This is a genomic window from Amycolatopsis sp. M39, assembly GCF_001651785.1.
Taxonomy (GTDB): Bacteria; Actinomycetota; Actinomycetes; order Mycobacteriales; family Pseudonocardiaceae; genus Amycolatopsis; species Amycolatopsis rubida.
This window is the reverse complement of record NZ_LWSF01000019.1, coordinates 161,122-173,697: the sequence shown is the minus strand read 5'-3', so window position 1 is coordinate 173,697 and position 12,576 is coordinate 161,122. Positions and strand designations below refer to the sequence as shown.

The 12,576-nt window shown below is 69.9% G+C and carries 9 protein-coding genes and 2 pseudogenes; 7 read left to right on the top strand and 4 right to left on the bottom strand.

From position 1 onward, the window contains the following. Positions 1-233 precede the first annotated feature (233 nt). Entirely contained in the window at positions 234-1,064 is an 831-nt protein-coding gene (locus A4R44_RS48430; RefSeq protein WP_157905058.1) for a hypothetical protein, read from the top strand. Positions 1,065-1,328: 264 nt separating this feature from the next. Here A4R44_RS48430 and A4R44_RS31870 read toward each other — a convergent pair whose 3' ends face one another. After that, positions 1,329-1,787 carry a single-stranded DNA-binding protein gene (locus A4R44_RS31870; RefSeq protein WP_067588900.1) on the bottom strand — a complete coding sequence of 153 codons (459 nt, stop codon included), beginning with the start codon at positions 1,785-1,787 and terminating at the stop codon, positions 1,329-1,331. A gap of 488 nt (positions 1,788-2,275) precedes the next feature. Between A4R44_RS31870 and A4R44_RS51020 the strand changes: the two are divergent. Both A4R44_RS51020 and A4R44_RS52720 read left to right on the top strand, forming a co-directional pair. Beyond that, positions 2,276-3,406, top strand: a pseudogene (locus tag A4R44_RS51020) (hypothetical protein). Beyond that, positions 3,403-3,606, top strand: a pseudogene (locus A4R44_RS52720) (glycoside hydrolase family 15 protein); the annotation flags it as partial. The pseudogenes A4R44_RS51020 and A4R44_RS52720, both read left to right, overlap by 4 nt. Positions 3,607-3,854: 248 nt before the next feature. On the opposite strand, the gene A4R44_RS46475 reads toward A4R44_RS52720, so the two are convergent. After that, complete coding sequence (locus tag A4R44_RS46475; protein WP_095213760.1) at positions 3,855-4,877, bottom strand: DMT family transporter; 1,023 nt, start codon at positions 4,875-4,877, stop codon at positions 3,855-3,857. Between the two features lie 36 nt (positions 4,878-4,913). Between A4R44_RS46475 and A4R44_RS31860 the strand changes: the two genes are divergently transcribed. Further along, positions 4,914-5,474 carry a TetR/AcrR family transcriptional regulator gene (locus A4R44_RS31860; RefSeq protein WP_067588898.1) on the top strand — a complete coding sequence of 187 codons (561 nt, stop codon included), beginning with the start codon at positions 4,914-4,916 and terminating at the stop codon, positions 5,472-5,474. 4 nt (positions 5,475-5,478) lie between these two features. Here A4R44_RS31860 and A4R44_RS31855 read toward each other — a convergent pair whose 3' ends face one another. Continuing rightward, positions 5,479-6,039 carry an ABATE domain-containing protein gene (locus A4R44_RS31855; protein WP_067588896.1) on the bottom strand — a complete coding sequence of 187 codons (561 nt, stop codon included), beginning with the start codon at positions 6,037-6,039 and terminating at the stop codon, positions 5,479-5,481. A 104-nt stretch (positions 6,040-6,143) separates the two neighbouring features. On the opposite strand from A4R44_RS31855, the gene A4R44_RS31850 reads away from it, so the two are divergent. Together A4R44_RS31850 and A4R44_RS31845 are read left to right on the top strand one after the other, a co-directional pair. Next, positions 6,144-7,055: a pyridoxamine 5'-phosphate oxidase family protein gene (locus A4R44_RS31850; RefSeq protein ID WP_067588894.1), complete on the top strand. Its 912-nt coding sequence runs from the start codon at positions 6,144-6,146 to the stop codon at positions 7,053-7,055. A gap of 63 nt (positions 7,056-7,118) precedes the next feature. Then, positions 7,119-7,532 carry a nuclear transport factor 2 family protein gene (locus tag A4R44_RS31845; RefSeq protein WP_067588892.1) on the top strand — a complete coding sequence of 138 codons (414 nt, stop codon included), beginning with the start codon at positions 7,119-7,121 and terminating at the stop codon, positions 7,530-7,532. Between the two features lie 87 nt (positions 7,533-7,619). On the opposite strand, the gene A4R44_RS31840 is transcribed toward A4R44_RS31845, so the two are convergent. Continuing rightward, the gene (locus A4R44_RS31840; RefSeq protein WP_067588890.1) at positions 7,620-9,011 is read right to left on the bottom strand and encodes an amino acid permease; all 1,392 of its coding nucleotides are present in this window, start codon (positions 9,009-9,011) and stop codon (positions 7,620-7,622) included. A gap of 407 nt (positions 9,012-9,418) precedes the next feature. Between A4R44_RS31840 and A4R44_RS31835 the strand changes: the two genes are divergently transcribed. Continuing rightward, entirely contained in the window at positions 9,419-12,400 is a 2,982-nt protein-coding gene (locus A4R44_RS31835) for an arabinosyltransferase domain-containing protein (protein WP_067588958.1), read from the top strand. The last annotated feature ends 176 nt before the right edge of the window (positions 12,401-12,576 follow it).

Here is a 12,576-nt window from a genome sequence, read left to right as displayed (position 1 = left end):
GTCAGGGCCGATAGTCGGCTTCCGGGCAAATGGTATGGACCTTTTTCGGAAAGGACCAGACCACTGCCGGTTGGTGAGCTTTTCTCTTGGCGTGAACGCTTCCGTCCGGCGACCGAGGTGACTAAGGCGCAGCGGTACGCCGCGGCGAGGGAAGACGGGGACGATCGACCGGACTTGCACGACACGAACTTCAGCCGATCTTCCAGGGCTGGTTCGGCAGACCTGCCCGGGACGTGCGTCGGTGCCTGGCCAGCGGCACCGGACCGGCGGCAGTCGACGATCCGGTCAGCGACACCTTCCTGATCGTGGTACCGCGATCAGCGAGCTACGCCTTTCTGGTCGCGGTACCGCGACGAGCGAGCTACGCCTTTCTGGTCGCGGTACCGCGACGAGCGAGCTACGCCTTTCTGGTCGCGGTACCGCGACGAGCGAGCGACGCCTTTCTGGTCGTGGTACCGCGACGAGCGAGCGACGCCTTCCTGGTCGTGGTACCGCGACGAGCGAGCTACGCCTTCCTGGTCGCGGTACCGCGACCAGCCAGCTACGGCCCCGCCCGCGCCTGGCTGTCCGGCATCGGCTCCAACCCGCTGCGCCAGCACGCCCGGGGCCGGTACCGGCGGATGACCGCGTGCGACCACGGGCCCCAGGTCGTCGACGGTCTTGACGGTCCGGTGGCTGGGCTGGCCGACGCGCAGGCGAGAGTCCGCGAACTGGCCGATCTCGCCCCGGGAGGTGGTGCTGGCCGATGGGGGAGAGCTGGATGCGGGCGAAATCAGTGCGGTACTCGACATTCCCGCGGGCATCGTCCGTTCCCCGGCCGCACCGGGTCGGGCGGCTGGTTCGATCCCGGGCCCCGCGCAGTCCGGAAGGAGGGCGCAGCGATGACCGTGGACAACGTCCGTCGGTTGTGGACGAACGACGAACCGGAGGAGGCGCTGAACTCGCTGCGCGCCGAGGAACTCGCCGACCAGCGGGCCTTGGCCGCCGCGAACGACGCCCTGCTGGACGACGCCCTGCTGGACGCGGGTGCGCTCGATCAAAGGAAAGAGCGTGCCTGTGCTTGAACCTCCGATCGCGGTCAAGGGAAAGCCGGTGTGCCGTCCCAGGCGGCGGTGGATCAGCGCGGCCGCCGCGGCGGTTGTCGTGGCGGTACGCCGGTGGCGATCATGGGGATGACGGCGACGGCGTGCCCTGGGCGGGGTCTGGCCGGAATGCCCGGCACTTGGGTACTCCGACCAGACCCCGGTGGGGGGAGAGCTGTCGCCGATCGTCCGGTCGACCGCTTTACCGACCGGGTGTCTCGCTGGTCAGCGACACCGCGAGGAGGATCAGAATGGCGGCTCCTCGCCCGCGCCGACTCCAGCAGACACGGGCGCAGCGCCCCAGGCGTCGCCGCCTGGCCCGCTCGTTTCGCTGCTGTTGCGGCTGACCTTGGTGACGCTGGCGGTCGCGTACCGCAGCGAAGGACCGATCTCGTCCACCTGCAGTTCGACGACGGTGCGTTTTTCGCCCTCCTTGGTCTCGAACGATCGCTGCACCAAACGTCCGGTGACCAGGACCCTCGCTCCCCGGGTGAGGCTCTCCGCGACGTTTTCCGCTGTCTGCCGCCATACGCTGCACCTGAGGAACAGGGCCTCGCCGTCCTTCCATTCGCCGGATTGCCGGTCGAGGGTGCGAGGTGTCGACGCGACCGTGAAATTCGCGACCGCCGCTCCGGACGGGGTAAAGCGCAGCTCCGGGTCCGAAGTCAGGTTCCCGACCACCGTGATGACAGTTTCTCCAGCCATGATCTCACTCCCTGGTGTTGTGCCGCCAAGTCCATGGCGACGGATTTGAGGATCGTTCCCATCGATCGTTTGCCCTGAATCAACCGCTCAGTACTGCTGAACAGGTGAGCGCGGGCGAGCCGGAGTGCCGCGCCGCTGGAGGCCCTGCCGTGGTCGTGGCAGGATTCGGCGGGGAGTGGCGGCGATGCCGCAAGACGAGGGGCGACGGCGAAATGCCGATCTCGGAGGCACCGCTGGACCGGGCCGGGTGAAGGTCGGTTCGGTGCCTGCGGTCAGGGTTCCGATGACGGTGCGGACGGTTCCTCCGGCCATGGTGACGGCTCCTCTGTTCGGTGCGGCCCCGGGAGCGGGTGCCGCTTCGGAAACCAGGAGACCATCCGGGTACGACAATTTCCGGGGGTTCGCGGTCACTCCATAGGGTGGTACTCGAAGCGGCGGGAGCGGTTCCCGCCGTTCGGCTGTTGTTCCGGGACGAGGCTGCGGGCGGCATGAGCGGTATGGTCGGCGGGACGTGGGGACGGGTGGCGGTCGCCGTTGTGGGGATTTCGGTGGTGGGGCAGGGGATCGCGCCTGTGGAAGTCGCGGTGAAGTCCGGTGCGGCGGCGGAAAGCCGGGCGCAGCCGCCGGGGGATTGCTGTGGCGGGCCGTCGTCTTGGACGTCTGGGGACAAATCCGCCCTCGGGACGGCCGCGGGGACTGCGAGCCCGTTGTGGTTCACCGTCGCCGGAGGGGGCACGTGTTTTATCCGCGTGCGGACGTGGCCAACATGCAAGGTGTGCAATACGTGGGTCACCGATGGAAAGTCCTTTGTGGACCTCGACCGCGACGCGACGGAGCACGTTGTCTCGACGTCGGACGAGTACACGGTCGCGAACACCGCGAAGAACGGGCGTTATCGCCTCACCGCGACGTACGTCACCGACGCCGGGCGGCCGACTCTCCTTTCCCGTACGCGGTTTCGTTAGTGTCAGGTTTACCTGCTCGCGGATCCGTCGATGGCGGGCGACCCGGCAGCGTGGGACGGGACCGGGCTGACGGCGAGCGGGACGGAGGAGTTGTTCGGCGCCACCACGACTGTGGCGTTGGCATTGCGGGCTTCGGCGGGATTCGTCGTGCATGACAACGGATATTCCGGTGCCGCGAGCGATTGCCTGGTAGACTTGCGGGGACATCGAACTCTTGCGAATCAATTCGATTTCGCTGATTACGGCAATGTAGTCCAATGTGGACAGATGCCGGTTGAGCGGGGCACGACGTGGGGTCACGCAGTCGGGCGACGTCGTGAACGGCGACGTGCTCAACGACGGGTACCACCGCGTGTGGGGCCGGGACCAGTACCAGCAGAGGACCGGACTGCTCGCGACGGGCGACGCGGCGCAGGCGAAGCGGATGGCGCGGTTCCTGTGGTCCGCGCAGTGGATTTCCGCGTCCACCCAAGGCGACGGGACGACGTACCCGGCCGGCGCGTTTCCGCGCTACAGCCCGGTGAGCGGGGTCCAAGGGGCCACGCCGCGGCAACTCGGCTGGTGCGAGCAGCTGGACCAGGATTCCGACGCGCTCATTCTCGCTGGGATGACCGGGGCTCACCGACGCGGCGACGTACGCGCGGGTCAAGGTGACGGCGGAGCACATCCGCACGAGCGGGCCGGCGACGACGGAGCGGTGGGAGGAGCAGGAGGGCCGGTCGCCGTCGTCGATCGCGGCGGAGGTGGCCGGGCTCGTCACGGCCGGGGCGATCGCGCGGGCGAACGGCGACCCGGCGGCGGCGCGGCAGTGGGCGTCCACTGCGGACTCGTGGCGGGCGCAGCTCGACAGCTGGACGCGGACGTCCGCCGGGTACCGGGGCGGCCACATGTATTACGAGCGGATCGACAGGGGAACCGACCCGGACGACGCCGGGCAGATCTGCTTCGACGAGGGCTGCTTCTCCGAGCACGACGTCACCGGCTTCGGGTTCCTCGACCTCGTCCGGCTCGGGGTCCGCGGGACCGGCCGATCCCGAGTGCGAGCTGGCCAGCGGGCGTCCGGCGGCGGTGTAGCTGAAGTCGATGGCGAACGACGGGTACTTCATTCCCGAGCAGGTGTGGGATCGCGCCGACGTCGCGTGCTTCGGGCTGGGCCGTCCGACCGGGAGCGCGGTGCCGTTGATGTGGGCGGAAGGCCAGTACCTCCGGCTCGCGCAGAACATGGACGCCGGGAAGAACCTGGAGACTCCGGAGGCGGTCCGGCAACGCTACGGCGGCTGACCCTGCCGTTCGCGACGACGGCGGCGACCAGGGCCAACCCGAGCCCCACGCCGGTCAGCACGGTGAACGGCTCGCCGAACCACACCGTGCCCCACACCGAGGTGACCGGCGCGATCAGGAACATCAGGCTGTTCACCGCCGTCATGCCGATCCGGCCGACGAGCAGCCAGTACAACCCGTACCCGCCGAAGGTCGCCAGCACGATCAACCACGTGAGGGCGAACCAGAAGTGTCCGGACGCGGGCGGAACCGCGCTCCCGGTCGCCAGTGCGAGGGCGGTGAACACGACCGCCGAGGTGGCGCAATGGATGGCCAGCGCGCGCAATGGGGGAGCGGGGACGCGAGCCCGGCGTTCGAGCACAGTGGAGGCGACCAGCCCGAGCATTCCGGCGAACGGGATCAGGTACGCCCAGGCGGGGGCGTGCGAAGCGGCGTCCGACCAGCTGACCAGGACCACGCCGACGAGACCCAGTGCGAGCCCGGACCATTGCCGTCCGCTCGCCGCGGCGCCGAGAAGCGGAACGGCGAGCGCGGCGGCCACCAGCGGTTGCACGCCGTCGATGAGCGCGGTGGTGCCGGTGCTGACGCCTTCGCCGATGGCCCAGTAAACGGTGAGCAGATAGCCGGACTGGGAGAGCAGGCCGATCAAGACGTGCCTGCCCAGCTCGCGAATCGAGCCGGGACGCAGAAAAGGCGCCAGCAGCAGGGCCAGCGGCAGGAACCGCCACATCAGCACGGTCGGCACGGACGCGTCCGCCGCGCCGAGCTTCGCGCCGATGAACCCGGACGACCAGCACGCCACGAACAGGACGGCGGCTGCGGCTATACCGATCTGTTTACCCATGACGCCGGACTATACAGATCGGTATACACTGGGGTCATGACGATCGACTGGACGCCGAAAGCGCGAGCGGTGCTGACCGCCGCGTCGGAGTTGTTCTACGAGCGCGGGATCCACGCGGTCGGGGTCGACGTCATCGCGGCGAAGGCGGGCGTCACGAAGAAGACGCTCTACGACCGGTTCGGTTCGAAGGATCGGCTGGTCGTGGAGTATCTGTCCGCCCGGGACGCACGCTGGCGGGAGTTCCTCGGAGAGTGGCTGGAGAAGGCCGGAACGACGCCGCGGGAGCGGCTGGCGGCGGTGTTCGACGCGTCCGAAGCGTGGGCGGAGAAGTACGGCGGCAAGGGCTGCAGCATGATCAACGCGCACGCGGAGATCAGCGATCCGGCGCATCCGGCGTACGCGGTGATGACCGAGAGCAAACAGTGGCTGCTCGGCGTCCTCGTCGAAGTGGCCGAATCGGCGGGTGTTTCGGAGCCGCACAAGGTGGCCGAGCAGATCATGCTGCTGCACGAAGGCGCGATCGTGATGGCGGGAATGCGGGTTGCCGAGAACATCTTCGCGCGCGCGGCGGAAACGGCGGCGGTGCTGCTGGGCTGAACTGTCAGCGTGTCGAGCGGATCTTCTCGTAATGCCGTGCGGCGCGAGCCCGGTTGCCGCAGGCGACGGAGCACCATTCGCGGCGCGGATGTGTCTTCATGAAGTAGAGCACGCAGCCCGGCGCGTGACAGGCGCGCAGCTTCGCTGCGTCCGGTCCGCCCAGCAGTGCGATCGATTCTCGTGCCACGCGGGCTAATCCGGCGACAACCGGCGAAGTGCCGCGCGAGGAGCTTTCCCGCAGTTTCCCGGCCGCGAAGGTCAGTTGGGGGACTGGCAAGCGGGTCACGAGGTCGTTGAGATCGCCGAGTGCGGTGTCCAGGTCGACGGTGGGGGACTGCCTGTCGTCGGCGGTGACCTGGGCGGCGAGACGGCGGACGGCGTCGCGCAGCCGTCGCGCCAGTGCGAGTTCGGCGGCGGACGACCGTGAACCGCGCTCGATGCCGACCTCGTCGAGCCACGCGTCGAGGTCTTCGCGGGTGCGGAGGTCGTCGTGGAGCCCGCCGGTGTCGGCCCAGATGGTCGCCATCAGGCGGACTGGCACGACCTCGTCCGGCAGCATGCCCATGGCCGAGACGATATCACGGATGGAATGGGTTGCATCCGTGAGAAGCGACTGCTAGAACTCCTCACGGAACCTCCTGGTGAAACCCGTGAGAAAGGGAGGCTGCGATGAGCCCGGCGATCCAGCAGGCGTTCCACTCCGGCGAGCTGGCCGTCCAGCGTGCGGCGGGAGTCGAACGCCAGGCCGCGCGCCTGTCCCGGATGGCTGAACCGGCCGGGATTTCCGCGGGAATGGCGGGATTCCTGGCCGAGCGGACATTCCTCGTCCTGACCGGACGCGACGCAGGCGGGCGATTGTGGACCTCGCCCGTCACCGGCCCGCCCGGGTTCTTGGCGGCCAGGTCGGCGACGACGCTCGCGATCCACCGCGTGCTGCCGGAAGGCGATCCGCTGCACGGGCTCCCGGCCGGGCAGCTGCTCGGCATGACCAGCATCGAGTTCGCGACCCGCCGCCGGGTCCGGATCAACGGCACTCTCTCGGCCACCGCGAAAGACCACCTGATCGTGGAGGTCGAGCAGGCGTACGGCAATTGCCCGCAGTACATCCAGCAGCGGACCCTCGCGCAAGACTTCGAGCCAGCGGCACCAGCGGCGGAACGCACCGAGCTGAGTCCCGGCGACATCGAGCTGATCCAGGAAGCCGACACGTTCTTCCTCGGCACCGTCAACCCCGCTCACGGCGCGGACGCGTCCCATCGCGGCGGCGCGCCCGGATTCGTCCGCGTCGAGGGAAATGCCCTGCGGTGGCCCGATTATCCGGGAAACAACCTCTTCAACAGCCTCGGCAACATCGCCGCGAACCCGGAAGCCGCGCTGCTCTTCTTCGACTTCGCCACCGGCCGCATCCTCCAGGTCTCCGGCACCGCCGCGATCGAATGGGGCGAAGCGGGCCGCTCGGGCGACGACGGCTACACCGGCCGGATCCTCCGGTTCGCAGTGCAGTGTGTCGTCGAGGGCCGTCCAGTGACCCGGCAGGTCGCGCACACGCCGTACCCGCGCAATCCCCAGCTCATCAAGTGAAAGGAACCTCTGTCATGACCGAATCGCGGCCCCCCGTTCCCGCCGTTCGACCTCTCCGCCGCGCTGCAGAAGGTCCAAGCCGCCGAGGACGCGTGGAATACGCGGGACCCGGAGAAAGTCTCGCTCGCGTACACGCCGGATTCCGTGTGGCGCAACCGCGACACGCACCTGGCCGGCCGCGCCGCGATCGTCGAGTTCCTCGCCGCGAAGTGGGAGCGCGAGCAGGACTACGCGCTGCGCAAGGGACTGTGGGGCTTTCGCGAGAACCGCATCGCGGTCCGGTTCCAGTACGAGAGCCGTGACGCGGACGGGCAATGGTGGCGCAGCTACGGCAACGAGCTGTGGGAGTTCGCCGAGAACGGCCTGATGAGCCGGCGCGAGGCGTCGATCAACGACCGGCGGATCGAGCAGTCGCAGCGGCGCGTCTTCGGGCCGCGGCCGGAAGCGGAGCGCGGGGCCGGCTTCCCGCTGTGGTGAAAGAGAACCCGGCCGTCCTTCCGGTGGTATCGGAAGGACGGCCGGGCCGGTGCCGCGTTCGCGGGGATGGGGGAACGCGGGCTCCGCTCAGGTGCCGGTGCGCGCCTGCCGTTTGCGGGACACGAGCCGCCAGCCGACGGCGAGCACCACGACGATCGCCGGGATCGAGTAGAACGCGATCTTCTCGGCCCCGTCGGAGAATCCCATCAGCACCACGACCAGCACGAGGAATCCGAGCGTGGCCCAGCCGGTGTAGGGCGCGCCGGGCATGCGGTAGCCCGGCCGCTCCAGTTCGCCGCGCAGCGCCGCCTGGCGCATGCGCATCTGGGAGAACACCAGGGTCGCCCAGGTGGCGACGACGCCGAGCGAGGCGATCGCGGTGGCGATGTCGAACGCCTCCGAGGGCACGATGTAGTTCAGCACCACGCCGAGCACGTAGGCCACCGACGTGAAGAGAATGCCGCCGTAGGGCACGTGGCGCGAGTTCATCTTGCCGACGAACTTCGGCGCTTCGCCCTCGTCGGCCAGCGCGCGGAGGATGCGGCCGGTGGAGTACAGGCCCGAGTTGCACGAGGAAAGCGCGGCGGTGAGGACGACGGCGTTCATCACGTCGCCGATGCCGCCGATGCCCAGGCGCGAGAACACCGTGACGAACGGGCTTTCGCCGCCGTTGTAGAACGGCCACGGCATCAGCATCGCCAGCAGCAGCACCGAACCGACGTAGAAGACGCCGATCCGCCACACGACGCCGTTGATCGCCTTGGGCAGCACCTTGCGCGCGTCCTTGGTCTCGCCGGCCGCGATGCCGACGACCTCGATCGCGGAGTAGGCGAACACGACCGCCTGCAGCGTCATCAGCGCGATGCCGACGCCCGCCGGGAAGAACCCGCCGTGGTCGGTCAGGTTGTGCACGCCTGCGGTGGCGCCGCCGATGTTCGCCCCGGTGAACACGAGCCCGAGCGCGGTCACCAGGAACACGATGATCGCGAGGACCTTGACGACGGAGAACCAGAACTCCAGTTCCCCGAACAGCTTCACGCTCAGCAGGTTGACCGCCATGAGCACGCCGAGCGCGACCAGCGCGGTGATCCACTGCGGCACGTCCGGCAGCCACTTGTGCACGTAGATCGCGACCGCGGTGATCTCCGCGATCCCGGTCATGGCCCAGTTCAGCCAGTACGTCCAGCCGGACACGAACCCGGCCCACGGGCCGATGAACTTGCGGGCGTAGGTCACGAAACTGCCGGAGCTGGGCTGGTGCAGCACGAGTTCGCCGAGCGCCCGCATCACGAAGTAGGCCGCGATGCCGCACAGCGCGTAGGAAAGGACCAGCGACGGCCCCGCTTCGTGGAGCCGCCCGCCCGCGCCGAGGAAGAGCCCGACCCCGATCGCCCCGCCGATCGCGATCATCTGCACCTGGCGATTGCCCAGTGCTTTCGTGTAGTTGTCGCCCTCTTTGGCGACCACTGTGGATTCCATGGTTGCGTGACGCTAGCGGTACCGCACCGCGTGACGCAGCACACCTAGGCTGGACTTAAGGTGTGCTCCAGATCACCGTGGAGGAACCGGGCAAACCAGGCGGGGCCCGGTTGACTTCCGGAAATGGTGCCGGAGCTGCGCGGATGTCCACGGTGGACGGTCCGGCCGGAGACTTTCGGGTAATCCGGGGCGTCCTCAAGGGTATCCGGGCCGGGAAGCGCGCCGCAGTCGCCGGATCGGGCGACGACGGAGCGCGGCGGCTGTTCCACAGTGGACGGAAGCGCGCGGCGCGGCGGGCCGAGGCACCCGGACCCGGAATTCTCCCGGAGACTGGCCTCACGTGCGATGACGCGGCGGCGCTGGGCCGCTTCACGGCGGAAATACGCCGCGACACTAAACTCCGCGCCGTGCCGACCCCAGATTCCGACGCCGCCGCAAGCACGCGAGCCGGCCACCGTTGGCTCATCATCGGGCTCGGGCTCGTTTCCGCGCTGGCCGCGGTGCTGTTCACCGTCGCGCCGGTGAACACCGGGACAACGACCTACCGCTGGGACGGCGCGCAGGACACCGCGCTGCCGTTGTACCCGTACCATCCGGCCAAGCTCGACGCGACTGTCCGATGCGCCGACCCGAACGGGTTGTTGCTCGCGACGACCCCGCCGAACGGCAAGCAGGGCGCGGAGCCCGTCGCGGGCGGGCTGGAGATCCGCGCGGTCGACGGCACGGTCAGAGCAGTACTCGGTGGCACGGAACTGTTTCGCCAACGTGCCGGCGGCGACTGCACGTTGACGGTGCACGCCGACGGCGAAGGCACCACTGTCGGCACCGCCAGGACGACGGGCAGGCCGATCGTCACCGGGCTGTACACCGAGCATCCCGGCACGGTTTCCGCGCAGATCGAACCCGACACGCGATGGGTCAGCACGCCGGGCGCGGCGAAGGTCGCGCTCGGCGTGGTGTCGCTGCTCGCGCTGCTCGGCTTGATCGTGCTGCTCATCCGGCGCGATCGGGGAGCCGCACGAGGGGTCCGGCTGCTTCCCCGGCGGGCGTGGGTGCCGCGGCCGGCGGACCTCGTCGTGACCGGGGTGCTCGGAGTCTGGTCCGTCGTCGGCGCGCTCACCGTGGACGACGGGTACATCTCGACGATGCTGCGCGCTCGCGAGACGAGCGGGTTCACCGGCAATTACTTCCGCTGGTTCAACGCGCCGGAAGCACCGTGGGGCTGGTATTACGAGCTGTACGCGCTTCTCGGCCGCGTCACGCCCGCCATGGTGTGGATGCGGCTGCCGTCGGTGCTGCTGGGGCTGGCGTCCTGGTTCCTGATCGATCGTGTCGTGCTGCCGCGGCTGGTGAACCGGCCGGCCCGGTGGACCCGCTGGTCGGCCGCGGCCCTTTTCCTGGCCTGGTACGTGGCCTTCGACGTCGGGCTGCGGCCGGAGCCGTGGATCGTGTTCGGCTCGCTGGCGGTGTTCGCGCTGGTCGAACGCGCCGTGGCGACCGGTGCGGTGACGCCGGTCGCGGCCGGGCTGGTGGTCGCCGGCGCCACCGCGACGACGAACCCGCTCGGGATCGCGGCGTTCCTGCCGTTCATCGCCGGAGTGCGCCCCCTTGTCCGGCTGGTGCGCAGGAGCGGCGACCTGCGCGTGCTCGGCACGGTCGCGGTGGTGGTCGGCGCCGGTGCCAGCGCGCTCCTGACGGCGTTTTACGACCAGCCGCTGACTGCCGTCCTGGAGTCGACCGCTGTCCGGCAGAAGATCGGGCCGGATCTGCCGTGGCAGAGCGAAATCAACCGGTATGCCACCTTGCTCGACCCGTCGGTGGTCGAGGGCGCGCTGAACCGCCGGGTGCCGGTGCTGCTGATGCTCCTGGCGATGGCGCTGACGGCCGTGCTGCTGATCTGGCGCCGCGCCCCGGGACTGGCTGGCGGGCCTGCCCGCCGCATGGTCGTCATCAGTGTCCTGTGCCTGGTCGTGCTCGCGTTCACGCCGACGAAGTGGACCCACCACTTCGGCGCGCTGGCCGGATTCGGCACGGTGGTCATCGCGATGCTGGTGCACACCGTCGCACGCGGAGCGCTGTCCTCGGTGTGGGCACGGACGGCGACGCTGGGCTTGGTCGCGGCGACGACGTGGCTGGCCTGGTCCGCGCCGAACTGGTGGTGGATGCAGTCCGACTACGACGTGCGCTGGGGCGACACCGTCCCCACGGTCAAGGGAGTGCGGCTGGCGGATCTGGCCCTCTGGGCCGGGTTGGCGGTCGCGCTCGCCGGCGTGGTCGCCGGGGCGTGGCAAAGCGCGAGGCGCCGGGCCGGGGCGGGGCGGGCGCCGCGCTGGCTGCCGAGGTCGGGCTGGGTGATCGTCGCGGTGGCGGCCGCTACGGTGGCGGTCGAGGTGGTCGGGCAGGCACAAGCGGTGAAGCTGCGCTGGGGCACCTACTCCGTCGGCCGGTCGAATCTGGCTTCGCTGGGCCTCGCGGCCGGAGCCGGCCATGCCGGGAACGCCTGCGGTGTCGAGGACTGGCTGGACGTCGAGCCGGACATCGGCGCCGGCGTGCTCCGGCCGTCCGCTCCGGCCTCGGCGGAAGGGTTCGCGACGAACACCGCGTTCCCGCCGGACTCCCCGCCGCGGGCCCCGTTCGGCAGCGACCCGGAGCATCCGGCGTGGAGTTCGTACGGGTCGCCGTCGCGGACCGGCACGCTCGTCACCGGGTGGTACGACCTGCCCGCCGATGCCGGGTCGCCGGATTCGCCGCCGGTCGTGATTTCCCGCGCCGGGCACGGGAAAGTGCGGGTGTCGGTGGAGTTCGCGAAAGCGGACGGGACCGTGCTGGCGACGGTGCAGGCCAAAGCGGACGACACCGGGAAGTGGCTCGACGCGCGCTTCGATCCCCGCTGGCAGGCGCCAGGGGCGCAGCGGGTCCGGGTCGTAGCGCGGGACGAGGACCCCGGTCCGTCGGGCTGGGTCGCGGTCACCGCGCCCCGGATTCCGCGGCTGAGGCCGCTGACGAACGTGATCCCCGTGGACGAGCCGGTGACATTGGACTGGACCAACGCGTTCGTCGTGCCGTGCCGCACCCCGGCCTCCTTGGCGGACGGCATCGTGCAGCCGGTCCGCTACCGCTTCGCGCCCGGCCAGGACGCGCAGTCGCTGGTCGGGGTTTCCTACTCCGCGGACGCCGGGGGGCCGTACGTGCCGCTGTACGCCGACGCGAAGGCGACCGAACTGCCGACGTACCTTCGCGGCGACAAAGTCCGGGAGCCGGTCGCGGTGTTCCGGTTCGACTACCCGGTGGCGATGCGGGGACTGACCGTCGAACACGGCACCCGGTCGACGTCGGGGCTGGCGAAGCAGACGGCCGTGCTCGACGCGAAGCCCGGCGGCAGCGGGTAGTCGCGCGGCCGCGGCCCTGAGAGCGGCTGGCACATCGGGCTTCCGGAGCCTGTGCGGGGCGGGACTCGGGGCGTCCCGCTGCCCCGCCCCGCCGTCGATCGACTTCTGCCGGGCCGGTCCGGGTATCCCGGGGTCGGTGTCGTATTCTCGGCGACGGCCGGAAGCCAGCACGTCGG

What these genes read in the sequence shown, in the direction of transcription:
- A4R44_RS31850 (WP_067588894.1), top strand. Translation starts at nt 6,144, where the DNA reads ATGAGCCCGGCGATCCAGCAGGCGTTCCACTCCGGCGAGCTGGCCGTC.
- A4R44_RS31870 (WP_067588900.1), bottom strand. Translation starts at nt 1,787, where the DNA reads ATGGCTGGAGAAACTGTCATCACGGTGGTCGGGAACCTGACTTCGGAC.
- A4R44_RS46475 (WP_095213760.1), bottom strand. Translation starts at nt 4,877, where the DNA reads ATGGGTAAACAGATCGGTATAGCCGCAGCCGCCGTCCTGTTCGTGGCG.
- A4R44_RS31840 (WP_067588890.1), bottom strand. Translation starts at nt 9,011, where the DNA reads ATGGAATCCACAGTGGTCGCCAAAGAGGGCGACAACTACACGAAAGCA.
- A4R44_RS31855 (WP_067588896.1), bottom strand. Translation starts at nt 6,039, where the DNA reads ATGGGCATGCTGCCGGACGAGGTCGTGCCAGTCCGCCTGATGGCGACC.
- A4R44_RS31860 (WP_067588898.1), top strand. Translation starts at nt 4,914, where the DNA reads ATGACGATCGACTGGACGCCGAAAGCGCGAGCGGTGCTGACCGCCGCG.